The sequence below is a fragment of the Alkalimonas collagenimarina genome, from assembly GCF_030717845.1.
GTDB classification, from domain to species: Bacteria; Pseudomonadota; Gammaproteobacteria; order Enterobacterales; family Alteromonadaceae; genus Alkalimonas; species Alkalimonas collagenimarina.
The window spans coordinates 53,936-73,501 of sequence record NZ_JAUZVZ010000013.1; the positions used below are offsets into that span (position 1 = coordinate 53,936).

19 protein-coding genes are annotated in these 19,566 nt (G+C 49.4%); 13 read left to right on the top strand and 6 right to left on the bottom strand.

Going from position 1 to position 19,566, the window contains the following annotated elements; all coding sequences use genetic code 11:
• The first annotated feature begins 50 nt into the window (after positions 1 to 50).
• The 6 genes from chrA (at position 51) to Q3O60_RS10575 (ending at position 5,785) form a co-directional block, all read left to right on the top strand.
• Entirely contained in the window at positions 51 to 1,328 is a 1,278-nt protein-coding gene (gene chrA / locus Q3O60_RS10550) for a chromate efflux transporter (protein ID WP_305893894.1), read from the top strand.
• 10 nt (positions 1,329 to 1,338) lie between these two features.
• Positions 1,339 to 1,791, top strand: a complete 453-nt coding sequence (locus Q3O60_RS10555) for a hypothetical protein (protein ID WP_305893895.1) — start codon at positions 1,339 to 1,341, stop codon at positions 1,789 to 1,791.
• A 133-nt stretch (positions 1,792 to 1,924) separates the two neighbouring features.
• A complete protein-coding gene (cysP, locus tag Q3O60_RS10560) occupies positions 1,925 to 2,932 on the top strand; it encodes a thiosulfate ABC transporter substrate-binding protein CysP (RefSeq protein ID WP_305893896.1) in 1,008 nt (335 codons plus the stop codon).
• Positions 2,933 to 2,950: 18 nt separating this feature from the next.
• Positions 2,951 to 3,796, top strand: coding sequence for a sulfate/thiosulfate ABC transporter permease CysT (gene cysT, locus Q3O60_RS10565; RefSeq protein WP_305893897.1), 846 nt, complete (start codon positions 2,951 to 2,953; stop codon positions 3,794 to 3,796).
• Complete coding sequence (gene cysW / locus Q3O60_RS10570) at positions 3,793 to 4,620, top strand: sulfate ABC transporter permease subunit CysW (protein ID WP_305893898.1); 828 nt, start codon at positions 3,793 to 3,795, stop codon at positions 4,618 to 4,620. The genes cysT (Q3O60_RS10565) and cysW (Q3O60_RS10570) overlap by 4 nt, the downstream gene beginning before the upstream one ends.
• A 136-nt stretch (positions 4,621 to 4,756) precedes the next feature.
• Positions 4,757 to 5,785: a porin gene (locus tag Q3O60_RS10575; protein WP_305893899.1), complete on the top strand. Its 1,029-nt coding sequence runs from the start codon at positions 4,757 to 4,759 to the stop codon at positions 5,783 to 5,785.
• A 151-nt stretch (positions 5,786 to 5,936) separates the two neighbouring features.
• Here the strand turns inward: Q3O60_RS10575 and Q3O60_RS10580 are convergent, their stop codons facing one another.
• The 6 genes from Q3O60_RS10580 to Q3O60_RS10605 form a co-directional block, all read right to left on the bottom strand.
• Positions 5,937 to 6,998, bottom strand: coding sequence for a sulfate/molybdate ABC transporter ATP-binding protein (locus Q3O60_RS10580; protein WP_305893900.1), 1,062 nt, complete (start codon positions 6,996 to 6,998; stop codon positions 5,937 to 5,939).
• Positions 6,999 to 7,015: 17 nt separating this feature from the next.
• Positions 7,016 to 7,906, bottom strand: a complete 891-nt coding sequence (gene cysW / locus Q3O60_RS10585; RefSeq protein WP_305893901.1) for a sulfate ABC transporter permease subunit CysW — start codon at positions 7,904 to 7,906, stop codon at positions 7,016 to 7,018.
• Between the two features lie 4 nt (positions 7,907 to 7,910).
• Positions 7,911 to 8,735: a sulfate ABC transporter permease subunit CysT gene (gene cysT / locus Q3O60_RS10590; protein ID WP_305893902.1), complete on the bottom strand. Its 825-nt coding sequence runs from the start codon at positions 8,733 to 8,735 to the stop codon at positions 7,911 to 7,913.
• A 120-nt stretch (positions 8,736 to 8,855) separates the two neighbouring features.
• Positions 8,856 to 9,857: a sulfate ABC transporter substrate-binding protein gene (locus Q3O60_RS10595; protein ID WP_305893903.1), complete on the bottom strand. Its 1,002-nt coding sequence runs from the start codon at positions 9,855 to 9,857 to the stop codon at positions 8,856 to 8,858.
• Positions 9,858 to 9,926: 69 nt separating this feature from the next.
• Positions 9,927 to 10,094, bottom strand: coding sequence for a YezD family protein (locus Q3O60_RS10600; RefSeq protein WP_305893904.1), 168 nt, complete (start codon positions 10,092 to 10,094; stop codon positions 9,927 to 9,929).
• Positions 10,095 to 10,226: 132 nt separating this feature from the next.
• Positions 10,227 to 11,117, bottom strand: coding sequence for a LysR family transcriptional regulator (locus tag Q3O60_RS10605; protein WP_305893905.1), 891 nt, complete (start codon positions 11,115 to 11,117; stop codon positions 10,227 to 10,229).
• Positions 11,118 to 11,242: 125 nt separating this feature from the next.
• Between Q3O60_RS10605 and Q3O60_RS10610 the strand changes: the two genes are divergently transcribed.
• The 7 genes from Q3O60_RS10610 to Q3O60_RS10640 all read left to right on the top strand — a co-directional run bounded on the left by Q3O60_RS10610 (position 11,243) and on the right by Q3O60_RS10640 (position 19,517).
• Complete coding sequence (locus Q3O60_RS10610) at positions 11,243 to 13,990, top strand: TonB-dependent receptor (protein WP_305893906.1); 2,748 nt, start codon at positions 11,243 to 11,245, stop codon at positions 13,988 to 13,990.
• Between the two features lie 62 nt (positions 13,991 to 14,052).
• Positions 14,053 to 14,913 (top strand): N-formylglutamate amidohydrolase, encoded by an 861-nt coding sequence (locus Q3O60_RS10615; protein WP_305893907.1) that lies wholly within the window; start codon positions 14,053 to 14,055, stop codon positions 14,911 to 14,913.
• A 55-nt stretch (positions 14,914 to 14,968) separates the two neighbouring features.
• A complete protein-coding gene (locus Q3O60_RS10620) occupies positions 14,969 to 16,417 on the top strand; it encodes a YfcC family protein (protein WP_305893908.1) in 1,449 nt (482 codons plus the stop codon).
• A gap of 122 nt (positions 16,418 to 16,539) precedes the next feature.
• The gene (locus tag Q3O60_RS10625) at positions 16,540 to 17,580 is read left to right on the top strand and encodes a hypothetical protein (RefSeq protein WP_305893909.1); all 1,041 of its coding nucleotides are present in this window, start codon (positions 16,540 to 16,542) and stop codon (positions 17,578 to 17,580) included.
• Entirely contained in the window at positions 17,580 to 17,969 is a 390-nt protein-coding gene (locus Q3O60_RS10630) for a hypothetical protein (RefSeq protein ID WP_305893910.1), read from the top strand. The genes Q3O60_RS10625 and Q3O60_RS10630 overlap by 1 nt, the downstream gene beginning before the upstream one ends.
• 41 nt (positions 17,970 to 18,010) lie before the next feature.
• Positions 18,011 to 18,295: a hypothetical protein gene (locus Q3O60_RS10635; RefSeq protein WP_305893911.1), complete on the top strand. Its 285-nt coding sequence runs from the start codon at positions 18,011 to 18,013 to the stop codon at positions 18,293 to 18,295.
• Positions 18,296 to 18,464: 169 nt separating this feature from the next.
• The gene (locus tag Q3O60_RS10640; protein WP_305893912.1) at positions 18,465 to 19,517 is read left to right on the top strand and encodes a hypothetical protein; all 1,053 of its coding nucleotides are present in this window, start codon (positions 18,465 to 18,467) and stop codon (positions 19,515 to 19,517) included.
• Positions 19,518 to 19,566: the final 49 nt, after the last annotated feature.

Here is a 19,566-nt window from a genome sequence, read left to right on the forward strand (position 1 = left end):
TGACTCAGGTATACTGTTGGTCTTTGCCAGCAATAGGTTAAGACTAATCGATGCCTGATATTTCCTTTCGTGAAGCCCTCGCCGTCTGGTGGCGCATTGGCCTGCTGAGCTTTGGTGGCCCGGCAGGGCAAATTGCACTGATGCACCGCATACTGGTGGAAGAAAAAGGCTGGGTTGATGAAAGTCGTTTTTTGCATGCACTTAATTACTGCATGCTGCTGCCAGGGCCTGAAGCGCAGCAACTGGCGACCTACATCGGCTGGCTATTGCATGGCGTGAAAGGCGGCTTAGTCGCTGGCATCTTATTTATCATTCCCGGCGCTCTGCTGATTTTAGTGTTGTCATTGTTTTATGTACTGCTTGGCGATGTGCCACTGGTTGAAGGTTTGTTCTTTGGCCTAAAAGCCGCGGTGCTCGCTATCGTGCTGCAAGCCTTGTTTCGTATCAGCCAGAAAGCACTGAAAAACCGGTTGGCCTGGGGCTTAGCCATTGCTGGTTTTATTGCCTTGTTTGCTTTTAACCTGCCTTTTCCACTGGTGGTGCTGGGCGCTGGCCTGATTGGCTATCTGCTGGCCCGAATAAACACCACCCCCAGCGACGCTAAGCCGGTCACCGCTGATGTGCTGGTTCGCCCTGGCACCAAAACCGCTGCGGTGGCCTGCACCCTACTCTGGTTTGCCACCTTGCTGGCGTTGCTGTTTCTTGTTGGCGGCGATCAGGTGTTTAGCCAAATCGCACTGTTTTTTTCCAAAATGGCCGTCGTCACGTTCGGTGGTGCTTACGCCGTACTTGGCTACGTAGCACAGCAAGGGGTTGAACACTATGGCTGGCTGCAACCCGGTGAGATGCTCGATGGCCTTGGCCTGGCTGAAACCACCCCCGGGCCACTGATTCTGGTGACCCAGTTCGTTGGATTTCTGGCGGCATTTCGTGAGTACGGTATCTGGGGCGGGATCCTCGGTGCCCTGCTGACCACCTGGGTCACCTTTTTACCCTGCTTTGTCTGGATCTTCGCCGGCGCGCCCTATGTGGAAAAATTACGCAGCAATCAGGCGTTATCGGCTGCCCTGGCCGCCATCACAGCGGCTGTGGTTGGCGTGATTGCCAACCTGGCGCTGTGGTTTGGTTTAAACGTATTATTTGCAGAGCGCTTTGTCCTGAAGCAACTGGGACTGGAACTACTGCTGCCTGACCTTAGTAGCGTAAACCTGGCCATGTTGGCTTTAACCCTGCTGGCCTGCCTGTTGCTGTTTGTCTTTAAACGCGGGCTTTTTGTCGTGCTTGGCAGCTGCGCCCTGCTCGGCATCGGCTGGCAACTGCTGGTATAACAGCAACTTTGTGACCATACTGACAGCTATCGACTTGGCTGAACTGCACCGCCAGTATATTGCCTGCGAGACCCGGGATTCACGCTTAATGGATCATTGGCAGCAATTCGGATTTAACCCGGAGCGCCATATGGCGCTTACCGTCCGAAAAGCGCAATGCATCGAATTGCTGCTGCAACAACGCATCGATCTGCTTATCTGGAACGAATACTATGAGGATCAACTGCAGCAGGAGCTGACCAAACAAAGCACCGAACTGGTAAGGCTGGCAGCCATTGAAGATGTGCGATTGTACCTGGCGTTTTCATTGGATCATTCAGAAGCCTACATTCAGCGTTGGCAGCACGCGCTGGAGCAAAGCTACCGCGATGGCCGCATGCGCGCTCTGTACCAAGGGACTTATCCGGAAGAACTGATTGAGCGCCTTGAAACCTTTGCCCAACAGCCTGTTCAGCGCGATTAACTGGCGGGGGGTCACAGTGCGGAGTCGATTATGACCAATCCATCTTATCTATAACTAAACGTACTAGCATTTTCTCTTGTCTAAACAATAACGCATATTAAACTAGCTATCACTAACTTAGATTGGAGTTGTTATGCGTCGCTTATGGATCCCCTTGGCCCTGGTCGTGGCTCAATTAACATCAACCGTGCAGGCCAAAGAATTGCTCAATAGCAGTTACGATATTGCCCGTGAACTCTTTGCCGATATCAATCCGTTGTTTGTCGAACACTGGCAGCAACAAAGCGGGGAAACTCTGACAATCAACCAGTCGCATGGCGGCTCTTCCCGTCAGGCACAGGCCATAATTCAGGGCCTGCGCGCCGATGTGGTAACCTTTAACCAAAGCACCGACATCGACATTCTGCACCAGCGTGGCAATTTGCTGCCTGAGAACTGGCGTGAGCGCTTACCGAACAATGCATCGCCTTATTATTCCACCATGGCGTTTCTGGTTCGTAAGGGCAATCCAAAAGGCATTGAAACCTGGGAAGATTTAACCAAAGAAGGCGTTACGTTGGTATTCCCAAATCCGAAAACCTCTGGCAATGCCCGTTACACCTATCTGGCCGCCTATGGCGATGCACTGCAGCGTTTTGGTGATGATAGAGCTGGAGTAAGGGCTTGGGTAGCTGAGTTTTTATCACGTGTAGCCGTATTTGATACTGGCGGCCGTGGTGCCACCACGTCATTTATCGATCGAAATCTTGGCGATGTGCTGATCACCTTTGAATCCGAAGTAAACAACATCATCAAGCAATACCCGGATCTTGGCCTGGAGCGGGTCGTACCCCCCACCAATGTGCTGGCAGAATTCCCTGTAGCCTGGATTGATCGCAATGTGGCACGCAATGGTACTGAACAACAAGCCAAGGCTTATCTGGAGTTTTTATACAGTGAGCAAGCACAGCGCCGTTTAGCTAGCTTTTATTACCGGGTGCATCACGAGGCAGTCAAAGCAGACGTTGCCGACCAGTTTCCTGCTACCGAGCTGTTTCATGTTGAAGACGTATTTGGCAGCTGGGAACAAGTAAACATCGAACACTTTGCCAATAATGCTGAATTGGATAAACTGCTGTCTGAAGGACGCCGTCGGCGTTAAGCAGGTTTATAACAGTCTATGAATTGGTTTTCTGCCACTCAAGGCAAACGCGTGCTGCCAGGCTTTACCATCAGCCTTGGCAGCAGTTTATTTTTTATAAGCCTGGTGATTTTATTGCCAATCACCGGCCTGGTGGTGCAAACGGCTGAGCTGAGTTGGGCCGAGTACTGGGCCATTATCAGCGATCCGCGCGTGGTGGCTTCTTACAAAGTCACCACCTCTGCCGCCTTGGTGGCCAGCCTCTTTAACCTATTTTTTGGCTTGCTGATGGCATGGATCCTCACCCGCTATCGTTTTCCCGGCCGGGTGCTGCTGGATGGCCTGATGGACTTGCCCTTTGCCCTGCCGACCGCCGTAGCCGGCCTGACCTTAGCTGCAATCTTCTCCACCCAAGGCTGGCTAGGCCAATACCTGGCCGTGTGGGATATTAAAGTGTCTTACACCTGGCTTGGCATCGTAGTAGCCATGGTGTTTACCAGCGTGCCTTTTGTGGTGCGAACCGTGCAGCCGGTACTGGAAGAGTTTGGCCCCGAGTACGAAGAAGCCGCAGCTACCTTGGGTTCAAACCCATGGCAGACTTTTTTTCGCATTATTCTACCGGAAATAAAACCGGCTCTGCTCACCGGCACCGCCCTGGCTTTTACCCGTAGCCTGGGCGAGTTTGGTGCCGTCATTTTTATTGCCGGCAACCTGCCCTGGCAAACCGAAGTCACCTCTTTGATGATTTTCATTCGCTTGCAGGAATTTGATTACGCCGCCGCAGCGGCCATTGCGAGTGTGGTCTTGCTGGCCTCTCTGGTATTATTGTTTATTATCAACGGCATTCAACAACGTTACCAGCACATCACTGGAGGCTTAAAATGAAGCCATCCAGCACCCTGAATAGCCAGCAACGCTGGCTACGGCCACTGTTGATTGGCACCGGTGTTACCCTAACGGTGGTATTGCTGGTGATCCCACTAGTGTTTATCTTTTATGCCGCTATGTCGGCTGGGTTGGGTGGCCTTTGGCACAATCTGAAAGATCCGGATATGTTGCATGCCATCTGCCTGACCTTGTTTGTCGCTGGCCTGACAGTGCCAATCAACCTGGTATTTGGTACCCTGATTGCCTGGTGCGTGACCCGCTTTACCTTTCCGGGCCGCCGCTTGCTGCTCACGATGATAGACATCCCCTTTGCCGTTTCGCCGGTAGTTGCTGGCTTACTGTACTTACTGCTGTATGGCGCCAACGGGCCTTTTGCCAACCTGCTGGATCACTACGACATGCAGCTAATGTTCGCCTGGCCCGGCTTGGTCATGGTAACCGTATTTGTCTCCTGCCCCTTTGTGGTGCGGGAGTTGGTGCCTTTGATGTCCACGCTTGGCACCGAGCAAGAAGAAGCCGCGGTGCTGTTAGGGGCCAGTGGCTGGAAAGTGTTCTGGGATATTACCTTGCCTAATATCCGCTGGGCCTTGTTGTACGGCGTCATTTTAACCAACGCCCGGGCTGTCGGTGAATTTGGCGCTGTGTCGGTGGTCTCTGGCACCATTCGCGGCCAGACCAACACCCTGCCGCTGCACATTGAGTTGCTGCAACAAGACTACAACACCGCCGGCGCCTTTATCGCGGCAGCTTTATTGACACTGATTGCCATTGCTACTCTGGTGGTGAAAGCCTTTTTGCAGTGGAAGCTGGCCAAGGACTAAAAGCAGTTACTACATATATCAAAATGTAATTTAAAAACACTTCAACGAAACTAATTTGCATATTAAATTAATAACTCCACAGCAGCATTGCCCCCCAAAAAACACCAAAACTTCTTAGCACACACAGGACAAATTTATGAAACAGATCGTTCGTAGCCCACTTGCTGCGGCCATTTTACTGGGCCTTATTGCCCCACTGCAGGCTGCCGATTTAACCATTTACGGCAGAGCCAATCTTTCCGTCGATCAACTGGACAATGGCGTGGATAGTGCTACCAATGCCTCCAGCAACTCCAGTCGATTGGGCTTTCGAGGTGCTACTAGCCTGGAAGGCGGTTTGGAAGCCTTTTTCCAGATTGAGCAAACCATTTTTCTTGATGAGGGTCGCGGTAACTTTGCTGATCGTGACACTTTTTTAGGCCTGCGCGGTGACTTTGGCAGCCTGCGTATTGGCCAGTTCGATACCCCGCTAAAAGTGATCCGCGCCCGGGTAGATTTATTTGGCAACCGCATTGGTGATATTCGGAATGTAAGCCGGGTGAATACCGGCGGCGATCTGATTGGCAATGTGTTTGATGAGCGCTTTAAAAACGGCATCGCCTACCGCAGCCCTACCGTCAATAACGTCTCTGTTGATGTGCATTACAGCCCACATCATGCCACAGGCGCGACCACTGACAATAAGCGGGAAGCGCTGAGCACAGCCATCACCTATGCGGCCAAGGGGAGTTATGTATCTCTGGCCTATGAACGCTCTGAGGGAAATGAAGAGTTTAACCCCAGCGCCTGGCGCCTGGGTGCTTTTTATGATGTGACAGAACAACTGCGCCTGACTACTTTTGCTCAACTGGATAAAGATCTGCCAATTGGCGATCGCACCCTGTTTGGCGCTGGTGCTGCTTACAAACTGGAGCAATACACCCTCAAGGGCCAGCTCTATCGGGTGAACAACCGGGATGCCGATGATGCGGACGCAACCTTGCTGGTCCTGGGGGTTGATCGCCAGTTTGGCCGCGCTCTGGTGGGCTATCTGGCCTATGCCATCAGCAGCAACGAGGACAATGCTGCTTATCGGGTGTCTGGTGGTGGCCGCAGCACTCAGCAAGCGACCGTGGTAGGAGAAAATGCCAGCGGTCTGTCGCTTGGCCTGGAATACCGCTTTTAACGATTTGGATCCTTGCAGGGATGCCATGGATGGTGTCGGTTTACTTGGTGCTTCACCTGTTGTTTTGCCCCTGCTTGCAGGGGCTTTTTTTAGCTGATACTTAGCGACAAAAAAACCGGCCGCATTGGGCCGGTTCATTGGTATCTTCGGGTTAAATCCCTTCGCCCAAAAACACCTGGCTATACTTAGGCTTGATCCAGGCGGCATCGCCTGATTTTAAATTTAGAGCTTTGAATTGCTCTTTAGGTAATTCAATATGTACCAGCTTACCATCCTGTTGGTTTAAAACCTCCAGCCGGGCAGTTGGGCCGACCATGGTGATCAAGTCCAAAGTGACTGGCAGTGCATCTGGCTCAGCAGAAGTCAGTACTTCAATTTCATGAGCGCGGACATAAGCCAGTCCATCCTGTTCATCAGCCTGTTGTGCAGTATCATCACTGGCAGAAGTAAACTTTGTTTCACCACTGGCCTTCACTCTGGCGTGAAACAAGTTCACGTTGCCCAGAAACTCATAGACAAAGGGGTTCGCTGGGTTGTCGTATACTTGCTCTGGGGTACCATCCTGCTCAATGCGGCCTTTGTTCATCACCACGATACGATCCGCTACCTCCAGCGCTTCTTCCTGATCGTGCGTGACAAACACACTGGTGACGTGAATTTCATCGTGCAGGCGACGCAACCAGCGGCGTAGCTCGGCCCTAACTTTAGCATCCAGCGCGCCGAAGGGTTCATCCAGCAGCAAGACTTTGGGCTCAACGGCCAGCGCACGTGCCAGCGCGATTCGTTGCCGCTGGCCACCAGAGAGTTGCGACGGGTAACGATCGGCCGTCCAGTCCAATTGCACCAGCTCCAGCAATTTATTCACTTTTTTGGCGATCTCGGCCTTACTTGGCCGCAGCTTTTTCGGTTTTACTGTCAGGCCATAGGCCACATTTTCAAATACCGTCATGTGCTTAAACAGCGCATAATGCTGAAACACAAAGCCAACGCCACGCTCACTGACATGCTGGCCGGTAATGTCTTCGCTGTTAAAGCGGATCACACCGCTATCCGGGTGCTCCAGACCAGCGATAATCCGCAGCAAGGTGGTTTTACCGGAACCCGAAGGGCCCAGCAAGGCGGTCAATTCGCCGGTTTTAATGTCCAGGTTCACATTGTCAACCGCGACAAAATCACCAAAGCGCTTATTTACGCCTTCAATATGGATACTCATAACGACCTCTTCACTCTTTAACGCGCTGTTGACGATGTTTTTTTGCGTTCATCTTTCCACTCAATCCAGCTTTTTACCACGATGGTAACCAGGGCCAACCCGGTCAATAAGGATGAAACGGCAAAAGCAGCAGTGAACATGTATTCGTTGTACAACACTTCTATGTGTAGCGGCATGGTATTGGTTTCGCCACGAATACGGCCAGAGACAATGGCGACAGCGCCAAACTCTCCCATAGCCCTGGCATTACACAGCACCACGCCATAAATCAGCCCCCATTTGATGTTGGGCAGGGTGACATACCAGAAGGTTTTCCAACCACTGGCACCCAGCGTCAGGGATGCTTCTTCTTCCTCTTTGCCTTGCTGCTGCATCAACGGGATCAGCTCGCGGGCAACGAAGGGCAAGGTACCAAACAAAATAACGATGACGATGCCGGGTACGGCGAAAATAATCCGCAAATCGTGCTCAGCCAGCCAGGGGCCAAACCAGCCTTGCGAGCCGAGCAAAATAACAAAGATAAGCCCGACCACCACTGGCGAAATAGCAAAAGGCATATCGATAATCGATATTAAAATGGTTTTGCCACGAAACTCAAACTTGGCAATGGCCCAGGCTATGGCCACGCCAAAAACGGCATTTAGTGGCACCACAATCAGCAGCACAAACAGCGTCAACCGGATGGCCGCCAGCGCATCGGGCTCTGTGACCGCTTGCCACCATACCTGCATGCCTGCTTCAAAAGCACCATACAATACCACCATCAACGGCAGTATTAAAAACAAGGTTAAAAACGTCAGGGCGGTACCGACCAGTGTCCATTTAACCCAGCGCGGCTCGGCTGTTGCTTTAGGTGTATCCTGTACAGCTGCAGCACTAGTCAGTGGTAAAGTGTTCGTTGTTGTCATTAGCTTATCCTCGGCGACTCGCCCACCACTGCAGGCCATTAATCAGCAGCAGCAAAATAAAGGCTGCACCCAACATCACCACACCTATGGCAGCAGCACCGTGATAATCGTACTGCTCGGCTTTGGCGACAATCAGCAACGGGGTGATCTCAGTGCGGTATGGCAGGTTACCGGAAATAAATATAACCGAACCGTATTCGCCAACAGCACGGGCAAAGGCCAGTGCATAGCCAGTAAGCAGTGCTGGTAAAATAGCTGGGAAAATCACCCGCCGTATGGTGGTCAGCCGGTTAGCGCCTAATGCTGCCGAGGCTTCTTCCAGTTCTTTTTCAAAATCTGCTAACACCGGCTGCACAGTTCGAACCACAAAGGGCAAGCCAATGTAGGTTAGTGCAATCACCACGCCAATCTGACTATAAGCGATACGGATGCCAAAGGGCTCAAAGTACTGCCCTACCCAACCAGTACCGGCATAGAGCGTCACCAATGCGATACCAGCCACAGCTGTTGGCAAGGCAAAAGGCAAGTCCACCAGGCCATCAATAATACGTTTACCGGGGAAGCGGTAACGCACAAGAACCCAGGCAACCAGGGTGCCAAATACTGCATTAATGCTGGCGCCAATAAAGGACGCCAGAAACGATAATTTATACGAAGCCACTACTTGCGGATGGCTGACTGCACGCCAGAAATCTTCCCAGCTCATTTGCAGGGTAAACAGAATTAGCCCGGCTACAGGGATGATCAATAACAAACTTAAGTACAGTACCGAAAAGCCCATGGTCAGTCCAAACCCTGGGATCACCGGTTTTAAGGCTGCAGTACGCATCTTGCTCTCTCTTATCACGATGGACGGCCTGACTGTCAGTACACTATTGGCAAAGTACAGTTCAGGCCGGCTTCACACTTAACTGTGACTCATTACTTTATAACGACGGCTAGTGGCTTTTTAACGGCGGCTAATGGCTTCTAAAATCCGGTCAAAGTGGCCACCATCATTAAAATGGTCATTTTGTGCTTTGTCCCAACCACCAAATACATCGTCGATACCGAACAGATTCACTTTTGGAAACTTCTCCAGATACTGTTCTGCAATTTCCGGCCGACCAGGTCGGTAAAAATGCTTTGCTGCCAGATGCTGTGCTTCATCGCTATACAGATAGTTCAGATAGGCTTCGGCCACAGCGCGGGTCCCTTTGCGATCAACATTGCGATCCACCACAGTGACTGGTGGTTCAGCCAGAATGCTGACACTGGGTACCACAATTTCATACTCGCCACGGCCCAGTTGCTCGACCGACAAAAAGGCTTCGTTTTCCCAGGCAATAAATACATCACCAATCCGACGCTGGACAAAGGTGTTGGTGGCACCGCGGGCTGCAGGATCCAGTACTGGTACGTTTTTGAAAATTTTCTCTACAAAATCATAGGCTTTTTCTTCAGAGCCGTATTTTTTCAGGGCATAACCCCAGGCCGCCAGATAATTCCAACGGGCGCCACCGGAGGTTTTCGGGTTCGGCGTAATCACCTGTACATCATCACGTGCTAAATCATCCCAATCCTGAATGTTCTTCGGGTTGCCTTTACGCACCAGCAACACGATGGTCGAGGTATAGGGCGAGCTATTCAGTGGTAAACGGCTTTGCCAGTCTTGTGGGATCAGATCGGCTCGTACCCGCAGGGCATCCACATCATAAGCCAATGCTAAAGTAACAACATCGGCATCCAGCCCATCAATGACTGAACGGGCCTGAGAGCCTGAGCCGCCATGCGACTGTCGTACTCTGGGTGCGGTATGCCCCTGTGCACTCCAGTGATCGCTAAATAACTGGTTGTATTCACGATAAAATTCGCGGGTTGGATCGTAAGAAACATTTAAAATGGTGTTGCTGGCTGTAGCAAGGCTAGATACCACTAATGCGGCACTGGCCAGAATTGTTTTAAACTTCATGCTGAGGTCCTTTATAGTTTGCTAATAAAGAGCCAGGCTTCCGGTGGTCCGGTCAGCATGGGGTGTTATTCAAAGTGCTGGTTTATCCAGTCGAATTTTTTCAATTTTCTCCAGTTGAACCAGCTTGCCGTGGTGAAACACCAGTTCAATAGAGCCGTACTCAATTCGACCAACCAGCTGTTCAATACGGCTGGCTAATTCCACCAGTTGTTCCGCTGTTTGCTGAGTGTTGGTCATACTTTCTCCATGCAGGCAATCAATTACCTGCATGCAGCATAATTCGGAGTTTTAATAATTAAAAATAATAAATTTAGATATATTAATTCCAAAAAGGAATATAGAGATATCGACTTATAAGGCAAGTAACGGCTAACCGGAAAAATGCGCCAGGCAGTGTTGATAAAACTTGGCTACCAACCTGGGCATCGGGGCGTAAGCAGAGTAAATAAAACCGTACTGATGCTGGATCTTCGGCCGAAGATGAATAAGTTTCATCTGTGTGTCCAGGTATTGCTCAGCCAATACCTCGTTCAAAATGGCAATACCCAGCCCTTTTTTCACATAAGCGCAAGCAGTTGCCACGGTATGAGTTTCCAGCCGGACATTCATCCGAACTCCGGCTTTTTTAAACTCATTCTCTAACCTGATCCGGCTTGGTCTGCCCTGCCCCAGCATGATTAATGGCTCGGATCCCAATTCACTGATAGCCACTGAATCTCGGACTGATAGCTCATGATGCTCTGGCACAGCGCACACCAAATCACTGCTAAGCAAATGTTCACAGATCAGACCCGGGTGATTTTCTGGTAACTGAATAAAGCCACAATCCACTGAGCGATGCGCCACTAAATCACGTGCAATTTGCGGGCTATGGGCATCAATACTGACAGAAACCGACGGATATTGTTTAATAAAACTAGTCACTACATCGGCTAAGGGACCGGCACTAAAGCTGGCTGGTGCCACAATTTTCAACGAGCCCATTTCCGACTTTGCAATGGAGTCTGCCAGTGCTTTAAAACGATCCACACTGCTAAGCAATAGCGCGATTTCCTGCTCTAAGTAACGAGCTTCATCCGTGGCAATTAACCGGCTATGCTCACGATAAAACAAGGCAAAACCCAGCTGCTGTTCAAGCACGCTGATCAAGCGACTAACAGCGGGTTGTGTCACACTTAATTGCTTAGCTGCCGCAGTAGCTGAACCGGTTAGCATGATGGCCTGGAAGCACTCCAGACTTTTTAAATTCAGTGAGCTCATAACAAAATGTTATCGGTTAATGATGGTTTCTAATAATATTGCATGGATTATATGCCTTTGCTAGCTTGAATTTCGAACAGGCACTCAGATCAGTGCTTTGAGTTCAAAGGCACAAGGGGAAAACAATGACAACAGGACATTATAAAAAATCACTACTGGCATTGGCCGTTATGAGTGCATGCTCGATTGGCACACAGGTTTATGCAGACACAGATACCAACGACGGCGAAAACGCCAGCAACCGCTCTATGGAAGTAATTGCCGTGACAGGGACTCGTATCATGCGTCGCGGTGAAACCGAAGCGAGCCCGATACAAACCATTGATCGCAGCGAGCTCGACTTAAAAGGTGCTTTATCTCTTGGTGAAGTGCTGCAGGAAATGCCATCGGTAGGTGCCAGTCTGAACGACAATGGCTCGGCCGGCATCAGCCATGGTACCTCCAGCATTAACTTACGAAATTTAGGCGACAACCGCTCTCTTGTGCTGGTGAATGGCAACCGCTGGGTTAATGGAGCTGGTACCCGTGGTTTCCGTGATTTTGTTGATTTAAATACCATTCCATTTGCCATGATTGATCGGGTAGAGGTATTGCAAGACGGTGCAACTGCCATTTATGGTGCTGATGCCATCGCTGGTGTAGTGAATATTCATACCTTTAAAGATTTCACCGGTGTGCATACCAGAGCCTATTATGGCCAGACTTCAGAAAGTGATCGTGAAACTGTTAATCTTGATTTACGATTAGGTCATGACCTTGGTAACCATAATTTGATGTTCGTTGCCAGCTATTCCGATCAAAAACCTATTTTGACCCAAGACCGTGAATTAACGGCGATACCACTGAATGGGTTATCCCTTGGTACTGGTGAAGGGTTATTTCGTAGCAATGCACTTAGCTCTGTCTTTGGCTTTGATATTCCCGCACAAGGCATCACCCGTGAACCCGGCACCGATGGCAATCAACTGGCCAGCTGGCGCCCTGCATCGACCAACGATCGATTTAATCGTTACCACGACAACTATGTTGTAGGGCCGAGCAAACGGTTAAGTTTGTATGGCCAGGGCGTGTTTGAGCTGGGTCAGTTGGGCTTTTTACAAGATACCAGCTTTCGGGTTGAAGCGGTGTACAACAAACGTGAATCTGACCAGCAATTCTCTGCTGTTATCCCTACGGTAAATGGTAGTCGTGGTTTTGTCGTCCCCAACAACCCACTGGTGAACCCTTTTGGTGTTGAGTTATCAGGCAGCGACTTTGTGGCCACCAACTTTTTTGTCAATAACGGCTTACGGGTAAATGCCCAGAAAGTTGAAACCACGCGGCTTGGTTTTGGTTTTGAAGGCTATACCGCAGGGGATTGGCACTGGGATCTATTTGCTTCATTTGCCCGTAACAAAGGGGAGTTCACCTCAAATAATCAGCTGCATCTGGACAAGCTGGCTTTAGGCATGCGTGCCTGTGATAGTACGGGCATCACAGCAGATATAAGCGATTTAATAGCTGGCTGCGTTCCAGTCAATCTGTTTAATACACTGACTCCGGATATGGTGAATTACATCAACTTTACCGGTTACGATAGCAATGAGGCCAAGCAACAACATGTTCGTTTCAACGTAACCAACAGTATTTTTGATTTACCGGCAGGTGATGTGATGATGGCTGCAGGCATGGAATACCGGAAAGAAACCGGAACCGATGTACCAGATAGTATCATTAACTCTGACGCCAGAGTGAACACCTTCAGAACCACCTCTTCAGCCCCACGCACCGGCACCGAAGGCAGCTACGATTTATACGAAGCCTATGCTGAACTCAGCATCCCTTTGCTGGCAAATCATCAGTTGGCAAGGTACCTGGAAGTGAACCTGGCCAGTCGTTTTTCTGATTACAGTACCTTTGGCAGCACCGTCAACAGTAAAGCTGGCATTTTGTACCGCCCAGTCGACGATCTGATGATACGTGCCACCTGGGCCGAAGGGTTCAGAGCCCCTTCTCTGCTGGAGTTATATGAGGGTGAGCGCGAATCCTTCGCTCCGGTGAATGATCCTTGTTCCGGCGGTGCCAGCCTGCCAGGATGTAGCGGTGTTCCAGCAGATTATTCACAAAATGAGGCAGCAGTGCCCATTAGGGTAGGTGGTAATATTTTGCTTGAGCCTGAAACCTCAGAGAATATTTCCATGGGTGTGGTGTATACACCATCTCAACTTGATGGTTTTAGCCTGACGCTGGATTGGTACAATATTCAAATAGACAATACCATTAGCTCTTTCGGCAGTCAGAACCTGTTGGATTTATGTGCCACCACCAACCGCAACTGCGGCGTGATCCAACGTAGCGCCAGCGGTCAAATTACCAATATCATTGATGGCCCTGTCAACCTGAACAAAACCGAAGTATCTGGCATGGATGCAGTGGTACGCTATGCCTTCAACACAGATCATGGCCGCTGGAACTTATCAGCCAATTTGTCACGGCTTGGTAAATTTGTTGAATCCTCCACCTTACCGGATGGCACCTTTGTCGAGGTTGATAAAAAAGGTACCGCAGCCTCACGGGAAGCCTTTCCTGAATGGCGTGGCTTCTTATCTGCTCAGTGGAACCAGGATGCATGGAATGCTGGCTACACGCTTCGTTACATTGGTGATACCACAGAAACCTTTGCCGGAGAACCGCTTAGTATAGGCTCTATGGTGTACCACTCGGTGTCAGCAGGATATAACTTCGACAATGGCATTGGTATTAAATTAGGCGTGAACAATCTACTGGACAAGCAACCGCCAACCTCACGGACTAATTTGAACATTAACTTTGATCAGCAGACCTATAATGCCATAGGCCGCTTCATGTATGTTCAGGTTAGTTACGACTTTTAATTGAGGCATGCAGACACAGCAATGCTGTGTCTGCATGAGTGTTGCTACCCAGGAGTAAATACATGACGACGAACCCATCCAAAGCCAGCTATGCGCTGTTAAATCCTGAAACCCCAGAAAAAATTCCACTGGTATTCGATTCACCGCACAGTGGGCTTGAGCTGCCGGCTGACTTTCAGTATGCCGTTACTATCGATGAATTAAAAACTGGCTGGGACGCCTTTATTGATGAACTCTGGTCCCCTGCCACCACATTTGGCGCTTATTTACTCAGCGCAAAAACTTCACGGATGTACATTGATTTAAACCGGGCACCTACCGATATTGATCCAGCGTTACTTAATGAGCCCTGGCCTGAACCACTTCAGCCAACCAAATACACAGAACGAGGTATGGGGCTTATAAGACGGTTCGCCTTGCCGGGCTTGGCTATCAATAAAAAGCCTCTTAGCGTTGCAGAAATTCAACACCGAATAAAGCACTACTATCAACCCTATCATCAGCAACTGGCTCAGTTGCTATCCAGCTTGCATCAAGCTTATGGCGGTGTCTGGCATATCGATTGTCATTCGATGAAATCACGAGGTAATGCTATGAACATCGATCAAAACCAGACCCGGCCTGACATTATTCTGGGCAACCTTGATGGCACCTCGGCCAGCCCTGAATTTACCGAGGTCATCCAGCAAGCCTTTGCTGATCTTGGCTATAGCGTGGTACTGAATACCCCATATAAAGGGGGGTATCTAACCCAATGCTTCGCCAACCCAGCAGAGAATAAACACAGTATTCAGATCGAAATAAACCGCGAGCTCTATATGGACGAAAAAGAATTTAGCAAGAACGAAAAATTCAGTGCTTTTCAATCTGATTTAACCAAGGTTAGCGCTTGTATTGCCAACTTCGTTAAGAGCAAGCTATAACTTAGCCGTTGCTGCGTCAGTACACTCTTGGGATAACAATTTCGTTGGGATAACTATGTCGAACAACAAACAGGATAAAATCGCTGCTCACCTGACGGGACAAACTACCTCTGCAAGCAAGGTATTGGCCAATCACGAGCACAAAGGCAATAACCCGATCATTATTTTACTTGGTATTTTGTTGTTTGCAGCAGCTCTGACCTACTTAGTGGACGCCGGAGAATTTGCCCGCGATGGCAACCTGGTGGTACCTGGCTCCTTTCAAAAAATAGAAAAAAGCAACAGTCTGACCAATGTATGGCGCTTAAGTGATGACCCGGATATCGCCCAACCAGCCAGCCTTGCTCAGGTTGCCATGGCGATCCCTCAAGGCCTGGAACGCGGCGCCAATTTGATTTTTATGGTGCTGATTATTGGAGGTATGTTCGGCATTCTTACCAAGGCAGGCGCCATCACAGCAGGTTTGGAGCGCTTATTGGGCGCGGTTCGGGGCAATGTCTATCTGCTGGTTCCTTCGCTTATGATCGTGTTTGCCGCAGGCAGTACTTTCCTTGGGCTTGCATCCGAGTATTTACTCATTATTCCATTGATGGTTGAAATGGCTCGTCGACTCGGCCTTTCAAACCTGATGGGGTTGGCAATTTTAACCGTCCCCGTTAAAGCAGGTTTTCTGGCATCAGTCACCAATCCGGTGGCATTAACAGTCGCCCAACCACTGGTGGACGTTCCCATCTTCAGTGGCATTAGTATGCGTTTGTTTGCCTTCGTGGTGTTCACACTGGTCGGTATCATCTTTATTATGCTGATGATCAAGCGAGAGGGTTTTGATCCGACGGCGAAGATAGAATTTGACAGCTCTCGTTTAAGTGGCCGCCACACGCTGATGCTCAGTATTTTATGTGTTGGTATTGCCATGCTGGTGTATGGCTCGACCACCTTTGAATGGCACAATCAGCAGTTAACCGCATTTTATATTGCCTTAGCCGTGGTCATCGCCTGTATAAGTGGCTTAGGAGCGAATGGAGCAGCTGATGCATTTGTAGAAGGCATGCGGAAAATACTGCTGGCAGCTATTCTGATCGGGGTAGCCTTTGCCATCGCTGTCACCCTGCAAAATGGCCAGATTTTAGATACTGTGATTTATCAGCTCACCAGCATTGTTGGTGAAGACAACCCAATCCTGGCGGTGCAAGGCATGTTTATCTCACAGTTGCTATTGGATTTTTTAATTCCATCCACCTCCGGCCAGGCCGCTGTTAGTATGCCTATTCTAGGCCCAATCGGTCAGTTGGTTGGTGTAAGCCCACATACAACGGTGTTGGCTTTCCTGTTTGGTAATGGCATTACTACCATCTTCACCCCAACTTCAGGCACATTGCTCGCTTATTTAGCTACTGCCCAGGTCGCCTGGACCACCTGGGCACGATTTGTGTTACCCCTGGTTGGCATTTATATCGTGCTTGCTGTAGCTATGCTGGCCATGGCAGTGCTGATTGGTTATTAAAATAAACATCGCCACCGCAAGGTGGCGAAATTACCATTTAGTGACATATAAAAAATATTTGTATCAAAAATGTTCTTACGATACAATTTCGCAGCTTCAACCCAGCTGATAAAGACATGCAAATGGCAGATATTTACTTTCCAAGGACCACTGAGCGGGCACAGGAGTTTTTTTCCGCAGAGCCTGATTTACTTGCTCAGTACCAGCGCCAAAACCCCAGCCGACATGGCTTACTGTTCCCTAACCAACCGTATTTGCTGAGCTGCCAACCAGGGGATGAAGGTGTACTGTCTGCCTTTGATCGCTATTCTGCCCGTGAGCTGCAGCGCCTGCAGCAAATTGCTGATGCATACGACAACTTCACCATAGCGCTTGCTTACGTCACTGAGGAATTGATCAAGCCGGTTATCCACCTGATCGATGAACATGGACTAACCGCAGCTGGCGCCATGGTTGGCGCTACCAACAGCAAATACACCGCATTTCAACGCTCCATTGTGCGCTATCAGCAAGCTCTGCTGGATTTGCACGAAGCCAGTCAGGCCAAGTCACAGGTGCGCGGAGCCAGAGCCAGAGGAGCCCATAACCCGTTGCTGGCAGCAAAAGAGGCCCATGCCCGGCGCATGCATGCTGATATGACTGCTCGCTTTCAGGCTCAGCTGCAACGCTATCATGCAACCTTAGGAGCAAATGCCAACCGCTCTGCCTTGCTGAACCCCGATCGCGCTGTGAATGTAGCTCGCTATGGCCGCAACAATCAACGAACCGGTCAAACCCTGCGCTTTGCCAATAGCCAGCAGGTAAACACAGTGCAGCGTTTTGCCAGAGGCACCCAAGTAGCTAGCCGAGGGCTGCTTTTTATTGATGCCGGAGTACGTGCTAATAGTGTCTACCGTTCAGATAATCGTCTACGGGAGTTTATCACCCAGTATTTAGGTTTGGGTGCTGGAGCAGCAGCCGGCTGGATGGTTGGAAAAGGTGCTATCATCGCAATCAGTGCTCTAAGCTTATCTATGGCACTAACCCCGGTAGGCTGGGTCTTAATGGTAGGGACTGCAGCTGCTGTTGGTTTTGGGGCAGCCTATCATACAGACAAGGGCATGCAAAGAATAGCAGGGTATGGTTATGACACAGCCTCAGATTATATTCGGAGCCGCCGTTGATGGAATACACAGTACCGCTGTGGTATACGTTTCTGACCATTGCGTTCGCGCTTTCAACTTTCATTGCCTATCCAATAGTTGCATTGTTTGTTACACGTCCTATTCAACGCTTCTTGCGTCAGAAGAATCAGGATCACATCAGTGACTGGATAGTTTGGCCTTTTAAAAGTGGTTGGTATGCCATGGCCATCGTAGTGCCATTTGAGCGCTGGCGACATGAACGTAATCAAGGCTTTATGGACACAGTGTTGCCGATTAGACAAGCCGCAAACCGGTTGCAGTGTTGGTTATCCCTTTGGCTGGAAGTTAGCATGTTTGGCATGGTTTTCTTAATGTTTTGCGGTCTTTTACTTGAGTTCATGGGTGTATGGTCACTTGGTAGTGGTTAGCGCGGGCCGCTTGTATGATAGGCACTTGCAAGGACTATTTAATGGATGACCCCATTCCTTTTTGGTACGACGCCTTTTTCTTTGGGTCGCTTATTTCAACTATTATTGCTTACCCAATAGTTGCGCTGCTCGTAACACGTCCTATTCAGCGCATCTTGCGACACAAGAATCAGGATCACATCAGTGACTGGGTAGTTTGGCCATTTAAAAGCGGTTGGTATGCCATGGCCATCGTAGTACCATTTGAGCGAATCAATCGTGGACGTAACCCGGAGTTTATGAATACTGTCCAGCCTATTCGACAAGCTGCGAACCAGTTGCAGTGATGGTTATCGCTTTGGCTGGAAGTTAGCATGTTTGGAATGGTTTTGATTGGCTTCGCCGGTATGTTATTCCAGTCTTATATCGTTTAATCAGCCTTATAAACCAAGGCAATATTCGCTCTGTGGCAACATCGGTCGCTGAGCGCATGCTATCGTGTGGAATGGAATTCCTGTGGAAAAATTTCAGGTTAAAATAAAACGAATTTTTCTCCCCTTTCTGATCACCTCAACGGTCGCTATCGTTATTTTTTATGCCATAGTTTGGGTTTTCCTAATAAAAGCCCGGCTGCCCATAGCGCCTTACAAAGATTATTTTTTTATGACTTCGATGGCACTTCCTGTGCTGTTTAGTGCATGCCTATTTCGCCCACGCTTGCAGCTATTGAAGAAATCATACGGCGGCTACATTAGTAACTACAGCTTATACAATCTGTTTATTGCATTAGCCATGATGCATCCTATGATGTGTGCGCTTGGCTATATTGGGTACAGCTATTTCGGGCTAATAGAAGTAGAGCATGCCAAAGAGGTAACCGAATATCCTAACGAACAGTTTTTCCACATCAATCACCTTAAAATCGACACAGCTAAATGCAAACAGCATGCAACTTTAACTCCACCGACCAAACCAAAAGGCTATACGTATGACTTTGGGCTGTTTTATAGCTGCCCTATTGAAGGAGCATCCGGTGTTATGCTGGCTGCGCGTTACACAAAAGGTCACAAAACTTCCACCAGAACCCCCTTTCATCACCTTAGCGAGCAAAGTGTATACAATGCCTTTTATGACTTTGCGCTGGAATCACATCAAAAGTTCCAGCGATTGGATGTCAACAGCATAACTTACTTAGAACAAGTAAAAGGCACATACAGCAAGATTGGTTTTTGCGAAGCCGCTTCAAAAGCAGGCGCTGATTGCGGCCAACAAAGCCTGCTATTTTTGACGCCACAAACCAAAGCTTTCGAAGTCAGAGGGCACTACCTCATTGTACTGTCGATACTTTCTTACGGGGTGTACTCCTGCATCGTATTGCTGATGCTTCTATTCAGTAAATTGCATGATGATTATGACAGCATCGAAAACACCACCTTTACAGAAATCCTTGCTGCTCTTTTTCAGCGCTTTCAAGACTACCGAAAGCCAGCATCAGCCTCTAACAAGGGCAGAACTGTCGGTTGGCAACATCCTAAGAGCCGAAGAAACAGAAAACGCCGCGGATTTTAGCTTCGTTTCAGGTGCGCAGCCTATGGCTGCGCACCTAGACCCACTATTA

Excerpts from the sequence above, each read along its gene's own strand:
- chrA (WP_305893894.1), top strand. The coding sequence starts at position 51 with ATGCCTGATATTTCCTTTCGTGAAGCCCTCGCCGTCTGGTGGCGCATT.
- cysP (WP_305893896.1), top strand. The coding sequence starts at position 1,925 with ATGCGTCGCTTATGGATCCCCTTGGCCCTGGTCGTGGCTCAATTAACA.
- cysT (WP_305893897.1), top strand. The coding sequence starts at position 2,951 with ATGAATTGGTTTTCTGCCACTCAAGGCAAACGCGTGCTGCCAGGCTTT.
- cysW (WP_305893898.1), top strand. The coding sequence starts at position 3,793 with ATGAAGCCATCCAGCACCCTGAATAGCCAGCAACGCTGGCTACGGCCA.
- Q3O60_RS10575 (WP_305893899.1), top strand. The coding sequence starts at position 4,757 with ATGAAACAGATCGTTCGTAGCCCACTTGCTGCGGCCATTTTACTGGGC.
- Q3O60_RS10580 (WP_305893900.1), bottom strand. The coding sequence starts at position 6,998 with ATGAGTATCCATATTGAAGGCGTAAATAAGCGCTTTGGTGATTTTGTC.
- cysW (WP_305893901.1), bottom strand. The coding sequence starts at position 7,906 with ATGACAACAACGAACACTTTACCACTGACTAGTGCTGCAGCTGTACAG.
- cysT (WP_305893902.1), bottom strand. The coding sequence starts at position 8,735 with ATGCGTACTGCAGCCTTAAAACCGGTGATCCCAGGGTTTGGACTGACC.
- Q3O60_RS10595 (WP_305893903.1), bottom strand. The coding sequence starts at position 9,857 with ATGAAGTTTAAAACAATTCTGGCCAGTGCCGCATTAGTGGTATCTAGC.
- Q3O60_RS10600 (WP_305893904.1), bottom strand. The coding sequence starts at position 10,094 with ATGACCAACACTCAGCAAACAGCGGAACAACTGGTGGAATTAGCCAGC.
- Q3O60_RS10605 (WP_305893905.1), bottom strand. The coding sequence starts at position 11,117 with ATGAGCTCACTGAATTTAAAAAGTCTGGAGTGCTTCCAGGCCATCATG.
- Q3O60_RS10610 (WP_305893906.1), top strand. The coding sequence starts at position 11,243 with ATGACAACAGGACATTATAAAAAATCACTACTGGCATTGGCCGTTATG.
- Q3O60_RS10615 (WP_305893907.1), top strand. The coding sequence starts at position 14,053 with ATGACGACGAACCCATCCAAAGCCAGCTATGCGCTGTTAAATCCTGAA.
- Q3O60_RS10620 (WP_305893908.1), top strand. The coding sequence starts at position 14,969 with ATGTCGAACAACAAACAGGATAAAATCGCTGCTCACCTGACGGGACAA.
- Q3O60_RS10625 (WP_305893909.1), top strand. The coding sequence starts at position 16,540 with ATGGCAGATATTTACTTTCCAAGGACCACTGAGCGGGCACAGGAGTTT.
- Q3O60_RS10630 (WP_305893910.1), top strand. The coding sequence starts at position 17,580 with ATGGAATACACAGTACCGCTGTGGTATACGTTTCTGACCATTGCGTTC.
- Q3O60_RS10635 (WP_305893911.1), top strand. The coding sequence starts at position 18,011 with ATGGATGACCCCATTCCTTTTTGGTACGACGCCTTTTTCTTTGGGTCG.